At 71.8% G+C, this 17,184-nt stretch carries 9 protein-coding genes; 1 reads left to right on the top strand and 8 read right to left on the bottom strand.

Features of this window, described 5'->3' with window-relative positions; translation table 11 throughout:
- Positions 1-142: 142 nt before the first annotated feature.
- The gene (locus ADK67_RS11840) at positions 143-2,986 is read left to right on the top strand and encodes a glycoside hydrolase family 3 protein (RefSeq protein WP_053716453.1); all 2,844 of its coding nucleotides are present in this window, start codon (positions 143-145) and stop codon (positions 2,984-2,986) included.
- A gap of 72 nt (positions 2,987-3,058) precedes the next feature.
- Here the strand turns inward: ADK67_RS11840 and ADK67_RS11835 are convergent, their stop codons facing one another.
- The 8 genes from ADK67_RS11835 to ADK67_RS11800 form a co-directional block, all read right to left on the bottom strand.
- Entirely contained in the window at positions 3,059-4,384 is a 1,326-nt protein-coding gene (locus tag ADK67_RS11835; protein WP_231648141.1) for a ricin-type beta-trefoil lectin domain protein, read from the bottom strand.
- A gap of 52 nt (positions 4,385-4,436) precedes the next feature.
- On the bottom strand, positions 4,437-5,144 hold the full coding sequence (locus ADK67_RS11830; protein ID WP_053716451.1) for a hypothetical protein: 708 nt from the start codon (positions 5,142-5,144) through the stop codon (positions 4,437-4,439).
- Between the two features lie 87 nt (positions 5,145-5,231).
- The gene (locus ADK67_RS11825) at positions 5,232-8,702 is read right to left on the bottom strand and encodes a ThuA domain-containing protein (RefSeq protein ID WP_053716450.1); all 3,471 of its coding nucleotides are present in this window, start codon (positions 8,700-8,702) and stop codon (positions 5,232-5,234) included.
- A gap of 480 nt (positions 8,703-9,182) precedes the next feature.
- On the bottom strand, positions 9,183-9,956 hold the full coding sequence (locus ADK67_RS11820; RefSeq protein WP_231648140.1) for a FadR/GntR family transcriptional regulator: 774 nt from the start codon (positions 9,954-9,956) through the stop codon (positions 9,183-9,185).
- A gap of 265 nt (positions 9,957-10,221) precedes the next feature.
- Positions 10,222-11,016, bottom strand: a complete 795-nt coding sequence (gene larC / locus ADK67_RS11815) for a nickel insertion protein (RefSeq protein ID WP_082403401.1) — start codon at positions 11,014-11,016, stop codon at positions 10,222-10,224.
- A gap of 115 nt (positions 11,017-11,131) precedes the next feature.
- Positions 11,132-12,412, bottom strand: a complete 1,281-nt coding sequence (gene larA / locus ADK67_RS11810; RefSeq protein ID WP_053716449.1) for a nickel-dependent lactate racemase — start codon at positions 12,410-12,412, stop codon at positions 11,132-11,134.
- Positions 12,409-13,302, bottom strand: coding sequence for an amidohydrolase family protein (locus ADK67_RS11805; RefSeq protein WP_082403400.1), 894 nt, complete (start codon positions 13,300-13,302; stop codon positions 12,409-12,411). The genes larA and ADK67_RS11805 overlap by 4 nt, the downstream gene beginning before the upstream one ends.
- A 340-nt stretch (positions 13,303-13,642) precedes the next feature.
- Positions 13,643-16,465 (bottom strand): glycosyl hydrolase family 95 catalytic domain-containing protein, encoded by a 2,823-nt coding sequence (locus ADK67_RS11800; RefSeq protein ID WP_231648139.1) that lies wholly within the window; start codon positions 16,463-16,465, stop codon positions 13,643-13,645.
- Positions 16,466-17,184: the final 719 nt, after the last annotated feature.

Genomic DNA, 17,184 nt, shown 5'->3' with positions numbered 1-17,184 from the left:
GGAGAGTAGTCATGTGACGTGACGCACGGCAAGGGGTAGTTGCCAAGCAAGATGCGAGGTTGAAGGCATCGATTGACAGCGCTACCAGGGCCATGTCAGCGTTGAAGCGCTTCACCTGATCTCAGTTGAGGGGTTGTGCCGAGTGAGTTCCTCATCCCTGTCCGCCACCGAGCGGCTGCCGTTCCACGACTCCGAGCTGGACGTGCGCAAGCGCGTCGATGATCTCCTCGAGCGGCTGACGCTCGACGAGCGGATCGCGATGCTGCACCAGCACGCGCCGGCCGTGCCGCGGCTGGGCCTCGGCCCCTTCCGCACCGGCGCCGAGGCGTTGCACGGCGTGTCGTGGCTGGGCGTCGCCACGGCGTTCCCGCAGGCCGTGGGCCTGGGCGCGACCTGGGACGAGGACCTGGTGCGCCGCGTCGCGGAGGCGACCTCGATCGAACTGCGCGCCTTCCACCGGCACCGCCCGCCCGCCGACGGCGACGCACCGACGAGCCTGCAGGCGTGGGCGCCGGTGGTGAACCTGCTGCGCGACCCGCGCTGGGGGCGCAACGAGGAGGGCTACTCCGAGGACCCCGTGCACACCGCGCGGCTGGCGGAGGCGTTCTGCCGCGGCATGGCGGGCGACGACCCCCGGTTCCTGCGCACGGCGCCCGTGCTCAAGCACTTCCTGGCCTACAACAACGAGGACGACCGCTGCACCACCTCCTCCGGTGTGCGTCCCCGCGTGCTGCAGGAGTACGACCTGGCGGCGTTCCGGCCCGTGGTGGAGTCCGGCGCGGCGACCGGCGCCATGGCCGCGTACAACCTGGTCAACGGCCGCCCGTGCCACGTCAGCCCGTTGATCGAGGACGAGCTGCGCCGGTGGGCCGAGCCGACCGGGCACGAGCTGTTCGTGGTCAGCGACGCGGAGGCGCCGTCCAACCTGGTCGACCTGGAGCACTACTTCGACGACCACGCGGAGTCCCACGCCGCCGCCCTCAAGGCGGGCATCGACAGCTTCACCGACCACGGCCTGGACAGCGCCACGCCGGTCGGCCGGCTGCGCGAGGCGCTGGACCGCGGCCTGATCGACGAGGCCGACATCGACCGCGCGGTGCGCAGGCAGCTGGCGCTGCGGTTCCGCCTCGGCGAGTTCGACCCCGACCTCGACCCGTACGCGGCGATCGGCCCCGACGTGATCGACCACCCGGACCACCGGGTGCTCGCCGCGCGTGCGGCCACCGAGTCCGTGGTGCTGCTGAAGAACGACGGGCTGCTGCCGCTGGACAAGGCCGCGGCGCCCCGCGTCGCGGTCATCGGCCCGCTCTCCGACGTGCTGCAGGAGGACTGGTACAGCGGCACGATGCCGTACCAGGTCACCGTCGCCGCCGGCCTTGAAGAGGCGCTCGGCGAGGTGGTCCGCGTGTCGGGTGACGACCGCGTTGCGCTGCGGTCCCGCACCACCGGCAGGCTGCTCTGCGACACCGAGTTCGACGTCACCGAGTGGGGCGACGACGTGCTGACCCTGCGGTCCGCCGACACCGGCCGGTACCTCGGCGCCAAGTACGGCTCGCTGGTCATCGAGGAAGAGCGCGTCAAGAGCTGGGACGTGCACGAGACGTTCCGGCTGGAGCCCGTCGCGGACGACGGCGACGCGGTGCTGCTGCGCAACGTCCTCACCGGCCGTTACGCCGCGGTCGACCCCGCCGACGGCCGGGTGGGCGTCACGGCCGAGACGCCCGAGGCCGCCGAGCGCTGGTCGCGTGAGCTGGTGCGCGACGGCGCGGCCGAGGCCCGTGCCGCCGCGGCCGACGCCGACCTCGCGGTCGTCGTGCTCGGCAACCACCCGCTCATCAACGGCCGCGAGACGCAGGACCGCACCGGCACCGCGCTGCCCGGCACGCAGGAGGCGCTGCTCCGCGCCGTCGCCGAGGTCCGGCCGGAGACCGTCCTGGTGGTGATGAGCAGCTACCCCTACGCCCTCGACTGGGCCGATGAGCACCTGCCCGCCGTGGTGTGGACTTCCCACGGCGGGCAGGAGACAGGTCACGCGCTCGCCGACGTGCTGCTCGGCGACGCGGAGCCGGCGGGCCGGCTGCCGCAGACGTGGTACCGGGGCGACGACGACCTGCCCCACCCGCTCGACTACGACGTCATCAAGGCGGGGTGGACCTACCAGTACCACCGGACCGCGCCGCTGTACCCGTTCGGCCACGGCTTGTCCTACTCCGACTTCGCCCACCGCGACCTGCGGTTGTCGGCGGAGGTCGTGCCGCAGGACGGGGCGCTCGACGTCTCGGTGGCGGTGGCGAACACGGGCGCGCGGCCCGGCAGCGAGGTGGTCCAGGTGTACGCGCGTGCGCTGGGCGCCCGCTACGACGCGCCCCGGCTGCGCCTGGTCGACTTCCGCAAGGTCCGCGTCGCCGCGGGGGAGAGCGCGGAGCTGACCTTCCGGCTGCCCGTCGAACGGCTCGCCCACTGGGACGTCGCCCGCGGCGCGTTCACGGTCGACCCGGGCGACTACGAGATCGTCGTCGCCCGTTCCGCCGAGGACCACGTCCTCGTCGCACCGCTCACCGTCACCGGCGACAGCCCGGCGCCGCGCGCGGTGGTCGACCGGGACACCCGAGCCGTCGACTTCGACGACTACTCGGAGATCGTGCTCGTCGACGCGACCAGGGCCGCCGGCGACGCGGTCGCCCCGGTGGACCCGGCGCGCCCCGCGACGCTGCTGTTCCGCGCCGCGGACCTGACCGGCGCCGTCGGCGTCGAGGTCGAGGTGGCGCGCGCGGGTGGTCCGGGGCAGGCACGGCTGGAGCTCCACCTGGCCGACCGGTCGCTCGGCGTGGTCGACGTGCCGGTGACGGGCGACCGCTACCAGTGGACGAGGGCCGCGGCGCTGTTCCCGGAGCGGGTGGACGGTGTCCACGACCTGTCGTTGACGCTGCACGGCGACTTCGGGCTCGCCGCGTTCCGGCTCACCTCGGAGCACCCGGCCGGCTGAGGCGCTCCGCGCACCTGTCGCTGACCGATGAGTCGAGGCGGCCCGCACTGCGCGGGCCGCCTCGGTCTTCATCTAGGCCCGGGCCCAGCGCTGGTTCGCGCCGGTGTGGCAGTTCCACACGATCACCGCGGAGCCGTTGGCGGTGGCGGCCCCGTTGACGTCGAGGCACAGCCCGTTCTGCACGTTGCTGACCGTGCCGTTGGTGTTCAGGTTCCACTGCTGGTTCGTGCCGCTGTTGCAGTCCCAGATCCGCACCCGCGTGCCCGCGGCGGCGTTGCTCGGCATGTCCAGGCACTTGCCCATCACCTGCAGGGCCTTCCCGTTCACGGTGAACTGCTGGTTGGCGCCGGTGTTGCAGTCCCAGATGATCATCTGCGTGCCGCTCGCCGAGTTCGCGCCGTTGACGTCCAGGCACCGGCTGCTCGCCTCGCCGCGCAGCCGGAACGTGGTCGGGTCCGGGATGGGGCCCTGCTCACCGGTGAAGAACTTCCACACCTCGCCCTTGACCCAGCTCCTGGCGCCGGACTCGCAGCCCGCGCACCCGTCCACCGGTCCCTGCTGGTGGCCGCCGTCGAACGGGGCCCAGACGACCGGGTACCCGGTCCGGCACCCCGAGTAGGCGGTGGTGATGTGCGTGTTGCTGCCGCGGGCCGGCTCCGGCGGGTTCTGGACCGTGCAGCCGTTGTTGCGGACCCACCGGTCGCGCTGGCCGCGGCCGCTGCCGATGTTGTCCGAGATGCCGTGGATGCCCATGTAGGCGACGGGCGCGGTGCCGCCCGAGCAGCCGCTGATCTCACCGGGCGAGGCGATGGCGGCGATGGCGCGGAACACCGTCGGCCGGGAGCACGCGAGCGAGATGCTCATCGCGCCGCCGTAGCTGAAGCCGAGCGAGAACCGCTGCGTGGTGTCGACGCAGAGGTCGTCCTCGATCCGCTTGATCATGGCGTCGACGAAGTTGACGTCCTCGCCGCCGGAGTTGCCCCAGCCGTTGTTGAGGCCCTGGGGCGCGACGAAGATCGCCGTGTTGTTCGACAGCTGCTTCAGCCCGTAGTGGGCGTAGACCGCACCGTCGCTCCCGCCACCGGCGACCTGGTCCATGGTGCCGCCCAGCCAGTGGAACCCGAAGACCAACCGGTGCTGGTAGGTGTTGTTGTAGTTGTCGGGGATGCTCAGGATGAAGCTGCGGTTCTTGCCACCGGTCTGGATGGTGTGCGTGCCGCTGCGCAGGGTCGGCGCCTTGCCGCAGCCCGGGGTCGCGGCGGCGGTGGTGACGGTGTCCGACGTGACGGGCGCCGCGGGAGCGGGCTCGGCGCCCGCGACGTCGGTGCCGGCCAGGAGCAGCGCGGCGGCGGCGCCGAACAACGTCCAGCGCCGGTGAAAGCGGTTGTCCTTTGACACGGTTGTGCTTCCGTTCTGTGTGGGTGTGCTTGCTGATGGGGTGGGTCGGCGGTCACCCGCTGCCCTCCGGCGCCGTGTCGGCCGGGATCGTGCCGGAGTCCGGCCCGGACGGCAGGTACACGTGCACGTGGCCCTTGCCGGCGTCGATGCTGATCACGTCCAGCTGGAGCGCGGCGACCGACCAGGTGCGCAGTGCCAGCGTGCGTTGCGCGCCGGCCAGGGTCAGCAGGTCGCCCGCCAGTGGCGCGGGCGCGGTGGCCGCGGCGGCGAAGCCGTCGATCGCGGCGGCGAGCTGCTCGACGGCGGTGCGCATCCCGGTGCGGGCGACGTTCACGCCGTTGCCCGCGGACGGTGTCTCGGCGTACCGCTGGACCTCCGCGGACACCACGTCGCGCCATCCGCGCACGACGTCGACCGCGGGCGCGGCCGGTGACCCGGTGCCCGGTGGGGGAGACGCGGTCGCCATCGCCTGGAGCACCGGGGTCAGGCGTTCCCGGCCGCCCTTGGCGAGTTCGATCAACGTGCCGACCTGCTCGACGTCACGCTGCGCCTCGGCCTGCTCCAACTCGGCGATCCGGCGCTCCGTCGCGTCCGGGCCCGTCGTCCACGAGCCGGACACGAAGGCGACGGCGAACCCGAGCGCGAACGTGGTGACCAGGGCGGTGGCCGAGCCCCACAAGGAGCGCGGCGATCGCGGCCCGGCGGCCTGGCGTGGGGACTTCCCCGGCCGTGCCCGTGCCACCGACGTGGTCCTGCCCATGACCGTCCTCCTTGCCGTGCGGTGAGAAAGGACCTCGCGGCGAAGGGTCCGCGGCTCCGGCGCGTGCCGGAGCCGCGGACCGCCCGCTCAGGACACCGTCCACCGCTGGTTGGTGCCGCCGTTGCAGGTCCAGATGATCAGCTGGGTGCCGTCGGCGGAGCTGCCGCCGTTGGCGTCGAGGCACTTCGAGCCGTTGCGGATCGTGCCGTCGGTACCCACCGACCAGTTCTGCGCGGCGGAACCGTTGCAGGTCCACAGCTGCACCAGCGCGCCGTCGGCGGTGCTGCCACCGTTGACGTTGAGGCACTTGCCCAGGGCCTGGAACGTCTGCCCGGTGCGCGTCCACGTCTGGTTGACGCCGTTGTTGCAGGTCCACAGCTGGACCTTGGTGCCGTCGGCGGTGCCGCCGGCGTTGACGTCGACGCACTTGCCGCCGAGGCCCACGATGCGACTCGTCCCGCCGCCGGGGCCCGGTACGCCGACCCCGTTCCCGGTGAACGACATCGAGTCGACGTCGAAGGAACTGGTGCCGGTCCTGAACACCATGAACAGCTCCGTGGTGCCACCGGGGTTGGTGACGTTCACGGCGGGCGTGCTCACGTAGTTGTCCCAGCCTCCGGTGCTCGGGACCGGGACCGTGGCGATCAGCGCCCCCGTCGGCGAACCGGCGCGGAACTCGACCGAGCCACCACCGCTCGGCGACGACAGCCGCACGGACACCTGGTTGATGCCGCTGAAGTTGTACGGCGTGAAGGAGATCCAGTCGCCGGTGGCGATGTCACCGACCCGCGCGCCCGACTCGGCCGCGGCCTGCGACACGACCCGGACGCCGGAGGAGCCGGTGAAGTACTCGGCCTGCTTGCGCTTGGGCTGCAGCAGGACCTGGCGGCTGCCGTCCAGCGCGGGCACGCCGGTCGCGCCGTTGTCGGTGTACTTGCTCGCCGCCACCCAGAACGAGTTCAGGCTGGCGTGCGCGCTGTCGGTCTCGGCCTTCATCGTGCCCGTGCAGCCGGGGATCGGCGAGAGGTCGTGCCCGTGCTGGTCGTGTCCCAGCGCCGGGGTGGTGGTCACCCTGCCGCAGTCGATCGTGCCGTCCTCGGGGTCGGTGACCGTGACCGTGTACGGGATCGAGTCGCCCCAGCCGAACATGCCGCCGTTCGGGATGCTCAGGTTGACCGTCGGCGCGGTGTTGCCCGCCGTCACGACCACGCTGCCCACGCCGGACTTCCCGCCCACGTCGGTGACGGTGAGCTTGGCGTTGAACTGGCCCCTGGCGGTGTAGGTGTGCGTGGGGTTGGCCTCGGTGGACGTGCCGCCGTCGCCGAACTCCCACCGGTAGGTCACCGGGCCGCCTTCCGGGTCACCGGAGCCGGCGCTGGAGAACCGCACCGTCAGGGGTGCCGGACCGGAGGTTGGCGACGCCGTCGCGGTCGCGGTCGGGCTGCGGTCGCCGCTCTTGTAGTCGATGCGGTAGAGCCCGGAGTCTGGGTTGTCCCGACCGTAGCCGGAGCCCCATTCGAGCAGGTACATCGCCCCGTCCGGGCCGAACTTCATGTCCAGCGGCGACTTGAAGCTCAGGTTGGACAGGAAGTCGTTGATCTTCAACAGCTTCCCGTCCTGGCCGACCCGGAACTCCCACATCCGGTTGCGCGACCACTCGCCGAAGAACGGCGTCTGGTCGAAGTAGGCCGGGAACTTGGTGGCCGACGGGTTGTTCGCGTCGTACTGGTAGATCGGGAACGCGCCGGGAGCCTCGCCGCCCGACGGGCTGCCCATCTCCGGGAACTTGTTGCCGTTCGCGCCGTTGCCGTACCAGACCTCGGCCTTGCGCGCGGCCGGGAGCGTGGTCAGGCCGGTGTTGTTGGGCGAGTTGTTCACCGGCTGGTCGCAGTTGAACTTGGCGCCCGACTGCCCGGTGGCGAAGTTGTAGTCGTTGAACGGGATGTTGTCGCCGATGCAGTACGGCCAGCCGTAGAAGCCGGGCGACGTGATGACGTTCCACTCCACGGTCCCGCCGGGCCCGCGGTTCGCGTTGTCGTTGGCGGCGTCCGGCCCGTAGTCGGCCGCGTAGATCGCGCCCGTCGTCGGGTGCACCGAGAACCGGAACGGGTTGCGGAAGCCCATCGCGTAGATCTCGGGCTTCGTCCTGGCCGTGCCCGGTGCGAACATGTTGCCCGCCGGGACGGTGTAGGTGCCGTTGGTCTCCGGGTGGATGCGCAGGATCTTGCCCCGCAGGTCGTTGGTGTTGGCCGCGGTGGCCTGCACGTCGTTGTTCGCCCAGCCCGGCCGCTCGTCGATCGGCGCGTAGCCGTCGGAGCGGTGCGGCTGCACGTCGTCGCCGGTGCCGATGTAGAGGTTGCCGCCCGGACCGAACGCGATGTAGCCGCCGGTGTGGCCCGGTTCCGGCGCCTGGCGCGACGACGGCACCTTCATCAGGATCCGCTCGCTGGCCAGGTCGAGCGCGTCGCCGTTCACGGTGAACCGGGAGACCCTGGCGATGTCCTCGCCGCCGCCAGCGGGCGAGTACATCAGGTAGATCCACTTGGTGGTGGCGAAGTTCGGGTCGAGCGCGAGACCGGTCAGACCGTCCTCACCGCCGGTGTAGACGCTGAGGCTGGCCGCCGTGACGGTGGTGCGGGTGTCCGGCTTGTAGACCTTCACCCTGCCGCCGTACTCCGCGTAGAACACGCGGCCGTCCTTGGCGACGTCCAGCGCCGCCGGGCCGACGGTGTTGTCGTCCAGCGTCACCTTCTCGAAGCTGCTCCACGTGGTGGGGCCGCAGTCGGCCTGCACCTTGCCGCCCGCCGACTCCACGCCGCCCTTGACGTGCTCGCGGAACAGCGGTTCGGAGTAGCTGGACGCCTGGTGACCCATGGCGGTGGCCCACAGCCGGCCGCCCTCGTAGTTGCGGCACCACGAGATCGGGTGGTCGTACCCCATCCGGCTCGAGCCCGGGTCGTACGTCGTCTCGTCGGCGGTCACCAGCACGTGCGCGTTGCCGCGCACCGAGCGGGTGAAGTTGTACCACTCCTCGGTGCGCGTCCACCGGTCCGGCAGCGCCGTGCCGGACGGGTGCTTGCGGTCGGCGACCTTGGCGGTGCCGGACACCGTCGCGGAGTGCGCGGTCATGGTGGCGCCGAGCATCTGGTCCCACCACGGGAACTGCTGCTCGATGTTCATGTCCGTCGCGTTGTGGATCGCGACGAAGCCGCCACCGCCGCGCATGTACTTCTGGGCCGCGGCGCGCTGAGCGTCGTTGTCCCACACCATGCCGGAGGTCTGGAGCATGACGACCACGTCGAACGTGGCGAGGGCGGCGTCGTTGAAGACCGACGAGTCCTCGCTCTTGGTCAGCTCCCACTCGTTCTGGGCGGCCAACTGCTCGAACATCGTGATGCCGGCCGGGATCGAGTCGTGTCGGTAGGCCCCGGCGGCGGTCTTGCTGAACAGCAGGACGTGGAACCCTTCGGGGTGTGCGGGCGCCGGCGCGGTGGCCAACCCCATCATCACCAACGCGCAACCTATGATCGACAGCAGGCGCGCGAATCTGTGTCGCATGGCCACTCCTCTGGGGCAACTGAAGGCGACTTGGCTGGATTACGCGGCGGCGGCGGCGTGTGGGAGTTCAGCGGCGTCCGGCGGTGTCACCGGAACCGGTGTGCGCGTGCAGCGGCAGCCCGGTGCACGAGGGTCGAGCCGGCGCGGCGGACGGCGCCGCGCCGGCTCGGATTTCGGATTCCAGTCGACCGGCGCACCACGGGCTGTGAACCGGGGTGGAACTCAGGGGGCTTCACGAGGGGAGGCGGACTCGTCCGCACTCACCGGTGGCGATGATCGAGCCCATCGACGAGCAGACATGAGCGCTCCCTCGGTGCGTCGTTGCCCGGGTGCTTGAATGTCATACATGTACGCGTAGGTCCGTCGGGATTTGTAGCACACATCCGCCGAGCGAGTCCAGATCGTGATCGCCGGGCAGTGCGCCCCCGCCGTCGTGGACGGGGGCGTCACGTGGCGGATCGGGCCCGCCGCGCCGTCGTGTCAGCCGAAGAGGCGGCGCTGGATCTCGAGCCGGTAGTCCTGCAGGGTGTTGTCGATGTGCACGCCGGCGGCCGCGGCGGCGGCTTCGGGGTCGCCGTCGCGGATCGCCTCGTAGATCGCGAGGTGCTCGTCGACCGCCTCGGCCGCGTGCCCGCCGACGGAGCCGTGCAGCCCGATGGTGCTGGACTGGCGTTGCAGGCGACGGGCTTCGCGCACGGCGGCGACGAGGAACTGGTTGTGGGACGCCAACGCGACCGCGAGGTGGAACTCCTCGTCGCCGCGCTCGAACAGCGCGGGCTGGTCGGTCAGGTGGCCCTGCCGGCAGGTGTCCGCGGCGGCGCCGATGGCGCGCAGCTCGGCCGGCGTGGCGTGGGTCGCGGCCAGCCGGCTGGCGGCGGTCTCCTGCACGCGGCGGAACTCGAACAGCATGTAGACGTGGTCGAGGTTGGTCGGCAGGAAGAAGCCTCCCCACCGGGAGGAGCCGAGCATGCCCTCGTCGTCGGCCACGTAGAGACCGCGGCCCTTGTGCGCGCGCACCCGTCCGATCGCGGAGAGGATCTTGACGGCTTCCCGCACGACCGTCCGGCTGGTGCCCATCCGCGCGGCCAGCTCGTTCTCGGTCGGCATCCGGTCGCCCGGTCGCAGCTCCAGCTCGGCGATCAGCTGGAGGATCTGCTCCGCGACGAGCTCGTAGCCCGGCCGGTACGGACCGGGCGCCGGGGTCGTGTCCGGTTGCCGGGTCGGGCGGTCCGGCACAAGTGCGCCATCCGTCAACGCCGCTCCTTAGTGACGGGTCGCCAGAAGGGTATGACGGCTCACCGCTGTCCGCCCAGCCTACATCCGGGTAGGGCGACCAACGTCGAGCGTGCGTCGCGGTGCCTGGCGCGTGCACGTCAGTTCGGGATCGTACTCGGCGCTAACGATATGCGGCCAGCGGGGCATAAATAAGCATGCTTATTTGGCCCCGTGGCGGCTGACCCGGTTGTCCTGGTCGTCGGGGAACGCCGACCAGGCGCACGGCGGTCGGTCGATGGCGGAGTCACCCACCGCGGTGTGCGGAGGCCGCGATCCGGTCCCGCTCGGCCGCCCGCGCGGTGGGTACCTGCTCCTCACCTCCCTCGGCGAACGCCTCGCCCAACGTCACGGCGGTCACGTTCGGCCGGTCCGCCAGGCGGTGGGCGCCGGCGCCGTAACCCGTGGCGATCGCGGTCATGAGCGGCGGCACGTCGTAGCGAGCGCCCATGGCGCGCAGCAGGGCGGCGCCGGTCGGCGTCACCGTCTCGCCCGGCACGTCGGTCCCGGTCACCACCGCGCCGGTCAGCAGGGCGAACGTGGCGGGCGCCGGGCGCGGGAAGACGCCGTGCGCCGGTGTCACGTGACCCAGGCCGAGCGGCAGCGGCGCGCTGACCACGTCGACCACGCCGAGCGCGTGCAGCGCGGCGGCGACGCCGACGATGGACACGATCGTCCGGTGGCCGCCCAGCTCGTGCAGGCGCGCCTCATCGGGATCCGTGGCGTGCAACCTGCCCTCCGCCTCGGCGATCGCGGACACCGCGGCCACGGCGAGCGAGGCCACGGGCTCCGGGGTGGCGCGGGAGGCCAACGCGACCAGTTCGGCGGGCCGTCGCCCGGTCCGGGTGTCGGCCACCTCCACCCGCACCAGGGTGGCCGACAGCCCGTGGTCGGTGATCCGCTCCGCGGTCAGGCGCCACCCGGTCAGCCCGGTCGAGGAGATCGCGGCGCGGACCCGGGCCGCCGGCGCGCCGACGTCGAGCAGCGCGGCCAGGAGCATGTCCCCGCCCAGTCCGGTGACCGGGTCGATCACGCAGATCACGCGGTGCCTCCGGAGGACGAACGGCCCGGGACCTCCCGCGAGCGGCGGGGCGCGGCCGGCGGACCGGGGTCGGTCGCCCACGACGTGGCGCTCCGGCCCGTGCTCGGCACGCCGGTCACCGCGGACCGCCCACCAGGTAGGGGATGGTCTGGGGCCCTTCCGGCAGGACGCACACGCGCGCGCCGGGACCGGCGTCGGCGAGCGCGCGGGCGACCGTGGCCGAGATGTCGTCGGTCTGCTCCAAGTGGGCCGTGGCGAGGTCGGCGTCGCTCAGGAACGACGTGCGCATGACGACCCGGCACGTGGACTGGATGCGGGCCTGGATCTGCACCTGCCACTGGTCCGGAACGGTGTCGACGCGCGCGCTGATGTCCTCGAACAGCGCCCGGGGCGACGGTGCGGAGGCGAGCACCTGCCGGTAGGAGCCGTGGTCGGGGAAGCCGTCCCGGCACTCCGCCGCGCACACGATCACCCCACCGGGCCGGACGACCTGGTGCGCCGCCGACATCCCCTTCACGGCCTGGTAGAGGTTCTGGTCCAGCGGGAAGCCGGAGTTCGTGGTCACCACCACGTCGAACGGCGCGTCCACGGGCCGCATCGCCATCCGCTTCGCCGCGGCGGTCGCGGCGGCGTGCATCGGCAGCAGGTCGCCGCCGAACGCCGCCACGACGTCCTTGTCCCGGTTCAGCACCACGTCCAGCGAGAAGGTGGAGCCGGTGGCCTCGGCGATCGCCCGGACGTCGTCGTGCACCGGGTTGCCGCGGGTGATGCCCCACGTGGCGCGCGGGTCGCCGATCCGGGCCGCGTCGTGCAGCACCAGCACGGTCTCCAGCGCGGCCAGGCCGGGCGCGATCATCTTCGGCCCGCCGGAGAAGCCCGCGAAGAAGTGCGGCTCCACGAAGCCCGTGGTGATGCGGACGTCCGCGTCCACCCACTCGCGGTTCAGCCACACCGGCACGCCGTTGCCGTGCGTGCCGACCCACGTCAACCGGTCGCGGTCGCGCGCGTCGTGGTTGACGATCCGCACCGAGTCGACCACCTCGTCGCCGAACATCTGCCGCAGCTCGGCCTCGTCGTTGCCGCGGTGCGTCCCGGTGGCGACCAGGATCACCACGTCCTCCAGGCGCACGATCCCCTCCAGCTCGGCGAGGACGGCGGGGATCATCAGGTGACGCGGCTGCGGCCGGGTGCCGTCGCACGCCGAGATCGCGACCGTCTGGCCGGGGCGCACGCGGTCACGCAACGGCGGTCCGGCGACGGGGGAGCGCAGCGCCGCGCGCAGGACGCCCAGCTGGTCGGCGGCGGCGTCGTGGTGCACGGGTTGGACCACGGTGGTGGCCGCCCGGTCGAGGTCGATGTCGAGCCCGGTCTCCCCGTAGGCGAGGCGCACCTTCACAGTCGTTCCCCCGGCAGTCGGTAGACACGTGCGGCCGTGCCGCCGAACACCTCGTCGCGCTCGTCGGCGGTGAGCCCGGCGGTCAGCCCCTCGGCCGCCGCGACGACCTCCTCGTACGAGCCCGCGAGCAGGCACACCGGCCAGTCGGAGCCGAACATCACCCGCGACGGACCGAACGCGTCCAGCACCACGTCGGCGTACGGGCGCAGGTCCGCCACCGTCCACCCGACCGGGTCGGCCTCGGTGACCATGCCCGACAACTTGCAGGTGACGTTCGGCTCGGCGGCGAGTTCGCGGAGGTGGGACTCCCACGGTTCGCGCTCGCCGGTCGCGATCGGGGGCTTCGACAGGTGGTCCAGCACGAACGTCGCACCGGGCAGCGCGCGCACGGTCTCGATCGCCGCCGGCAACTGGTGCACGAGGGTGAGCAGGTCGTAGACCAGCCCCGCGCCCTCGACCGCGGCCAGCCCGCGCCGGACGTCGGGCCGGGTCAGCCACCGCGGGTCCGGCTCGCCCTGCACCAGGTGCCGCACGCCGACGAGCAGGTCGCCGCCGGGACCGGCGCGCAGGGCGGCGAGCACGTCGTCGACGCCGGGGTCGGTGAGGTCGACCCACCCGACGACGCCCGCCACCAGGCCCTTGCCCTCGTCGGCCGACAGGGACAGGAAGTCGGCCGTCTCCTCGACCTCCGGGACGACCTGGACCAGGACCGTCCGGTCGATCTCCGCCACCGCGGCGACGTCCGACAGGTCGTCGAGGGTGAAGTCGCGGCGGATCGGGGCGAGGTCCGCACCGTTCAGCCAGTCGTGGGCGCGACGACCCGGTCCCGTCGGGGGCGGCGCGCCCGGCAGGAGCCGCCAGATGTGGTGGTGCGCGTCGATCCGGATCATGTCGTCTCCACCTCGGTCGGCTGGTCGTCGGCCGCACTGCGGTCCAGCGGGGTGGCGGCCGGCCACGCGGTCGGGGTCGGACGCCGCACGAGCGCGGCGAGGCTAGCAATACATCCCACCTCATCGGAAGGGCTGCGCGGGCCGACCGTCGACGTCCGGTGCGGTGAATCGCTTGCCACACCTGCTGATGGTGTGCGGTGAGCCGTTCGGCGGCTCGCGGGCGGCCACCGTGGATCGGGGAAGAGATCCTATGTCTTGCGGGTAGGTGTCGCACGCCGCCCGAACCGGGCACGGCCGCCACCGGGAACGATGGCGGCCGTGCCACGCGGTACCGCGACGGTCAGGCGCGTTGGATCAGGAAGCGCTGGTTGTCGCCGGTGCCGGGGGTCCACTGCGAGATGCGCGTGCCGTCGGTGGTCGCCGCGCTCCACACGTCCATGGCCAGGTTGCTGAGGCGGTTGACCAGGCTGATGACACCGGCGCCGTGGTCGATCACGCGCCACTGCTGGCTGGTCGCGTTGGTGTCCGCCCGCTGGGTGATGTCGGCGCCGGTGCTCGAGCTCGCGACCTGGAGCACCAGCCCGCTGTGCCGGGCCCGGACGCGGTAGTAGCCGCCGCCCGAGTCGACGAAGTCGAACTGCTGGTTCAGCCCGCCGGTCGCCGACCACTGCTGCAGCAGCGCGCCTGCGGCGGTGGACACGCCGCTGATGTCGGCGAGCTTGCCGCTGTGCCGCGCGACGAGCCGGTAGTACACCCCCGGCTGGATGACGACCGCCCCGCCGCCGGTCTGCCCGGTCACGCGGTACGCGTGCCCGGCCTGGCCGGTGAACTGGATGACGTCCGCCTCGGGCTTGGTCGGCTGCACGACCGCACCGCTCGTCGTGTCGGTCAGCTCGAACGTGCCGGTGAGCACGCGGCTGCGGACCCGGACCGCGCCGTCGCGGTCCGGCGTGACGGTGAGGGTGACCGCGGTGCTGCTCCAGGTCGCCCCGACCGTGTACCCGCCGCGCCCGCGCAGACCCGTCACGCTGCCCGTCGACCACGCCGGCGGCAGCGCGGGCAGGACGTGCAGCTCGCCGTTGTGGCTGTGCAGCAGCATCTCGGCGATGCCCGACGTCGCGCCGAAGTTGCCGTCGATCTGGAACGGCGGGTGCAGGTCGAACATGTTGGGCGCGAGCCTCGCCGGTGTCACCAGGTACCGGATCAGGTCGTGCGCCCGGCCGCCCTCCTCCATCCGCGCCCAGTAGTTGATCTTCCAGGCGAGCGACCACCCGGTGCCGTCGTCGCCGCGCAGCTGGAGGGTCCGGCGGGCGGCCTCGAACAGCTGGGGCGTGCCGCGCTTGGTGATCTGGTTGCTGGGGTGCAGGCCGTACAGGTGCGAGACGTGCCGGTGGTTCGTCTCGGGCTCGATCCAGTCGTAGAGCCACTCCATGATGTTCCCGCGCGAGCCGACCCGCATCGGGGCGAGCCGTTGGCTCGTCGCGCGCACCCGCGTGCGGAAGTCGGCGTCCACGCCGAGCACCTCCGAGGCGCGGGCGCAGCCCTCGAACAGGTCGCGCAGGATCTGCATGTCCATCGTGGGCCCGGCGGCCACGCTGGCGTTCGCGTGGTGGGGCAGCTCCGGGGAGTTCGACGGGTTGGTGACCAGCCACTTCAGCGCCGGTTCCTCCACCAGGGTCTCGAGGAAGAACTGGGCCGAGCCCTTCATCGCGGGGTAGTAGGTCCGCAGGAACTCGACGTCGCCGGTGAACAGGTAGTGGTCCCAGATCATGGTGGCCAGCCACGCGCCGCCGGTCTGCCACATGCCCCACATCGCGCCGTCCACGACCGAGGAGCCGCGCCACCCGTCGGTGTTGTGGTGGGTGACCCAGCCACCGGCGTTGTACTGGGCCCGCGCGGTGCGGGCGCCGGTCACGGTGAGGTCGTTGATCATCCGGAACACCGGCTCGTAGCACTCGGCGAGGTTCGTCGAGTCGGTCGGCCAGTAGTTCATCGGCAGGTTGGCGTTGATGGTGTACTTCGAGTCCCACGACGGGGTCAGCTGGTCGTTCCAGATGCCTTGCAGGTTCGCGGGCTGGGTGCCCGGCCGCGACGACGAGATCAGCAGGTACCGCCCGTACTGGAAGAGCAGGGCGGAGAACTGCGGGTCGGTCGTGGTGTTGTGCTGGGAGATCCGGACGTCGGTCGGCTGGTCGGCCGCCGCGGTGCGACCGAGGTCGAGGGTGACGCGCCCGAACAGCCGCTGGTAGTCGGCCACGTGCCGGCTGAGCAGCACGTCGTACGCCGTGCCCTGCGCGCCGCTGAGGCGACCGCGGGCGATGCCCTGGTAGTCGCCCGCCACGTTCCGGTAGTCGACGTAGCTGGTGCCGATCGAGATCAGCAGGGTGACGCTGTTGGCGTTGGTCACCCGCAGCGTGCCGCCGGAGCTGCTGGTGCTCCCGCCCTCGGCGATGGCCTTGGCCAGCACGAGGAACTTGACCGAGCCCGCGATGCCGCGCTGGTCGCCGGACCGGCCGTCCAACCCGATCGTCGTGCCGTCGGGGCTCGACATCGTCCCCCGCTGCGGCGTGCTGAACGTGGCGGTGAACGAGATCGACCCGGGCGTCTCGGCCGTCAGGCGCATGGCGATCACCTGGTCCGGCGCGCTGGCGATCACCTCGCGCCGGTACCGCACGTTGTTCGCCGTGTAGGTCACCACCGTCGTGGCGTTGGTCAGGTCGAGCCAGCGCTGGTAGCCGGACACCGTGCCGGGGCTGGGGAAGGCGAGCCGGAGGTCGCCGACGGTCTGGTAGGCGAGCTGCCCGGCCGGGTTGCCCAGCATCGCCTGGTCGATGAGGGTCTGCGCCTGCGACCACTGGTTCGCGAACACCAGGCGTCTGATCTCCGCGAGGGCCGCCGCGCCGCGCGTGTTGGTGTAGTCGTGGGGACCGCCCGCCCACACCGTGTCCTCGTTGAGCTGCAACCGCTCCGTGTCGGCGTTGCCGAAGACCATCGCGCCGAGGCGGCCGTTGCCGATCGGCAGCGCGCGGAGCCACTCCGTGCCCGCCTGCCGGTCGTACCACAGCGCCAGGTCGTTGACCGCGCGCACTTCCGGCGGTGCGGCCGAGTCGGCACGGGCCACCGCCGTCCAGCCGCCCGGCACCAGTGCGGCCCCGGCGCTCACCGCACCGAGCTTCATGAGTCGCCTACGTGGCAAATCCGACATGGATCCTCCAAAGCGGACGGTGGTGGATCGGGAGCGGGGGACACGACTGTCCTCAGTGGCCGGTGGACCGCCGAATCGGCGTGCGACGTCAACGGCTCGACCGAAGCCCTCCGGCAACGTAGCCATCGGCGAACGTCGCCGTCAATGCCCGGCGGCCGATTCTTGTTAGCGATAACACGCCTCCCCGGGGCCGTCCGGCCTGCGTGGATCCGCATTCACGTGACGTTCGTACTGTGACCGGAAAGCGGGTGCTGCGCCGTTCCGGGTAATGCGTTAGCGCTAACAATTTTAGCAGGGCGGAACGTTGACGCCCTGACTCGTCGGTGGCTACGGTGCGGGAAGGCTCCGGAGAGACCCGCGGTTCGAGGCGGGTTGCCCGGCCGCGCCCGTCGACGATGACGAGGGGGCTCTTCGATGCGAGGAACACGTTGGGTTGGACCGGGTGCCGTGGTCCGGCCGGCGCATCCGCCCAATACCGGCCGCTCCGGCCCGTCGAGCCCCCGTCGACGTCCTGTCCGATGAGGACGGTGCGGCGCGTCGCCGGGGTGTCCGGTCGGCGGTCGGCGAAGTCGTTGCTTTAGCCGATCATTAGCACTTAGCCTCCGTCCCGGTTCGAGTCGGTTCGAACCGCGCACCGCCGATTCGTTCGGAGTACCCAATGGTTCAATGGCGAACTG

This window comes from Saccharothrix sp. NRRL B-16348, assembly GCF_001280085.1.
Taxonomy (GTDB): domain Bacteria; phylum Actinomycetota; class Actinomycetes; order Mycobacteriales; family Pseudonocardiaceae; genus Actinosynnema.
The sequence above is the reverse complement of the archived record's forward strand: the minus strand, read 5'-3'. Positions and strand labels throughout refer to the sequence as shown.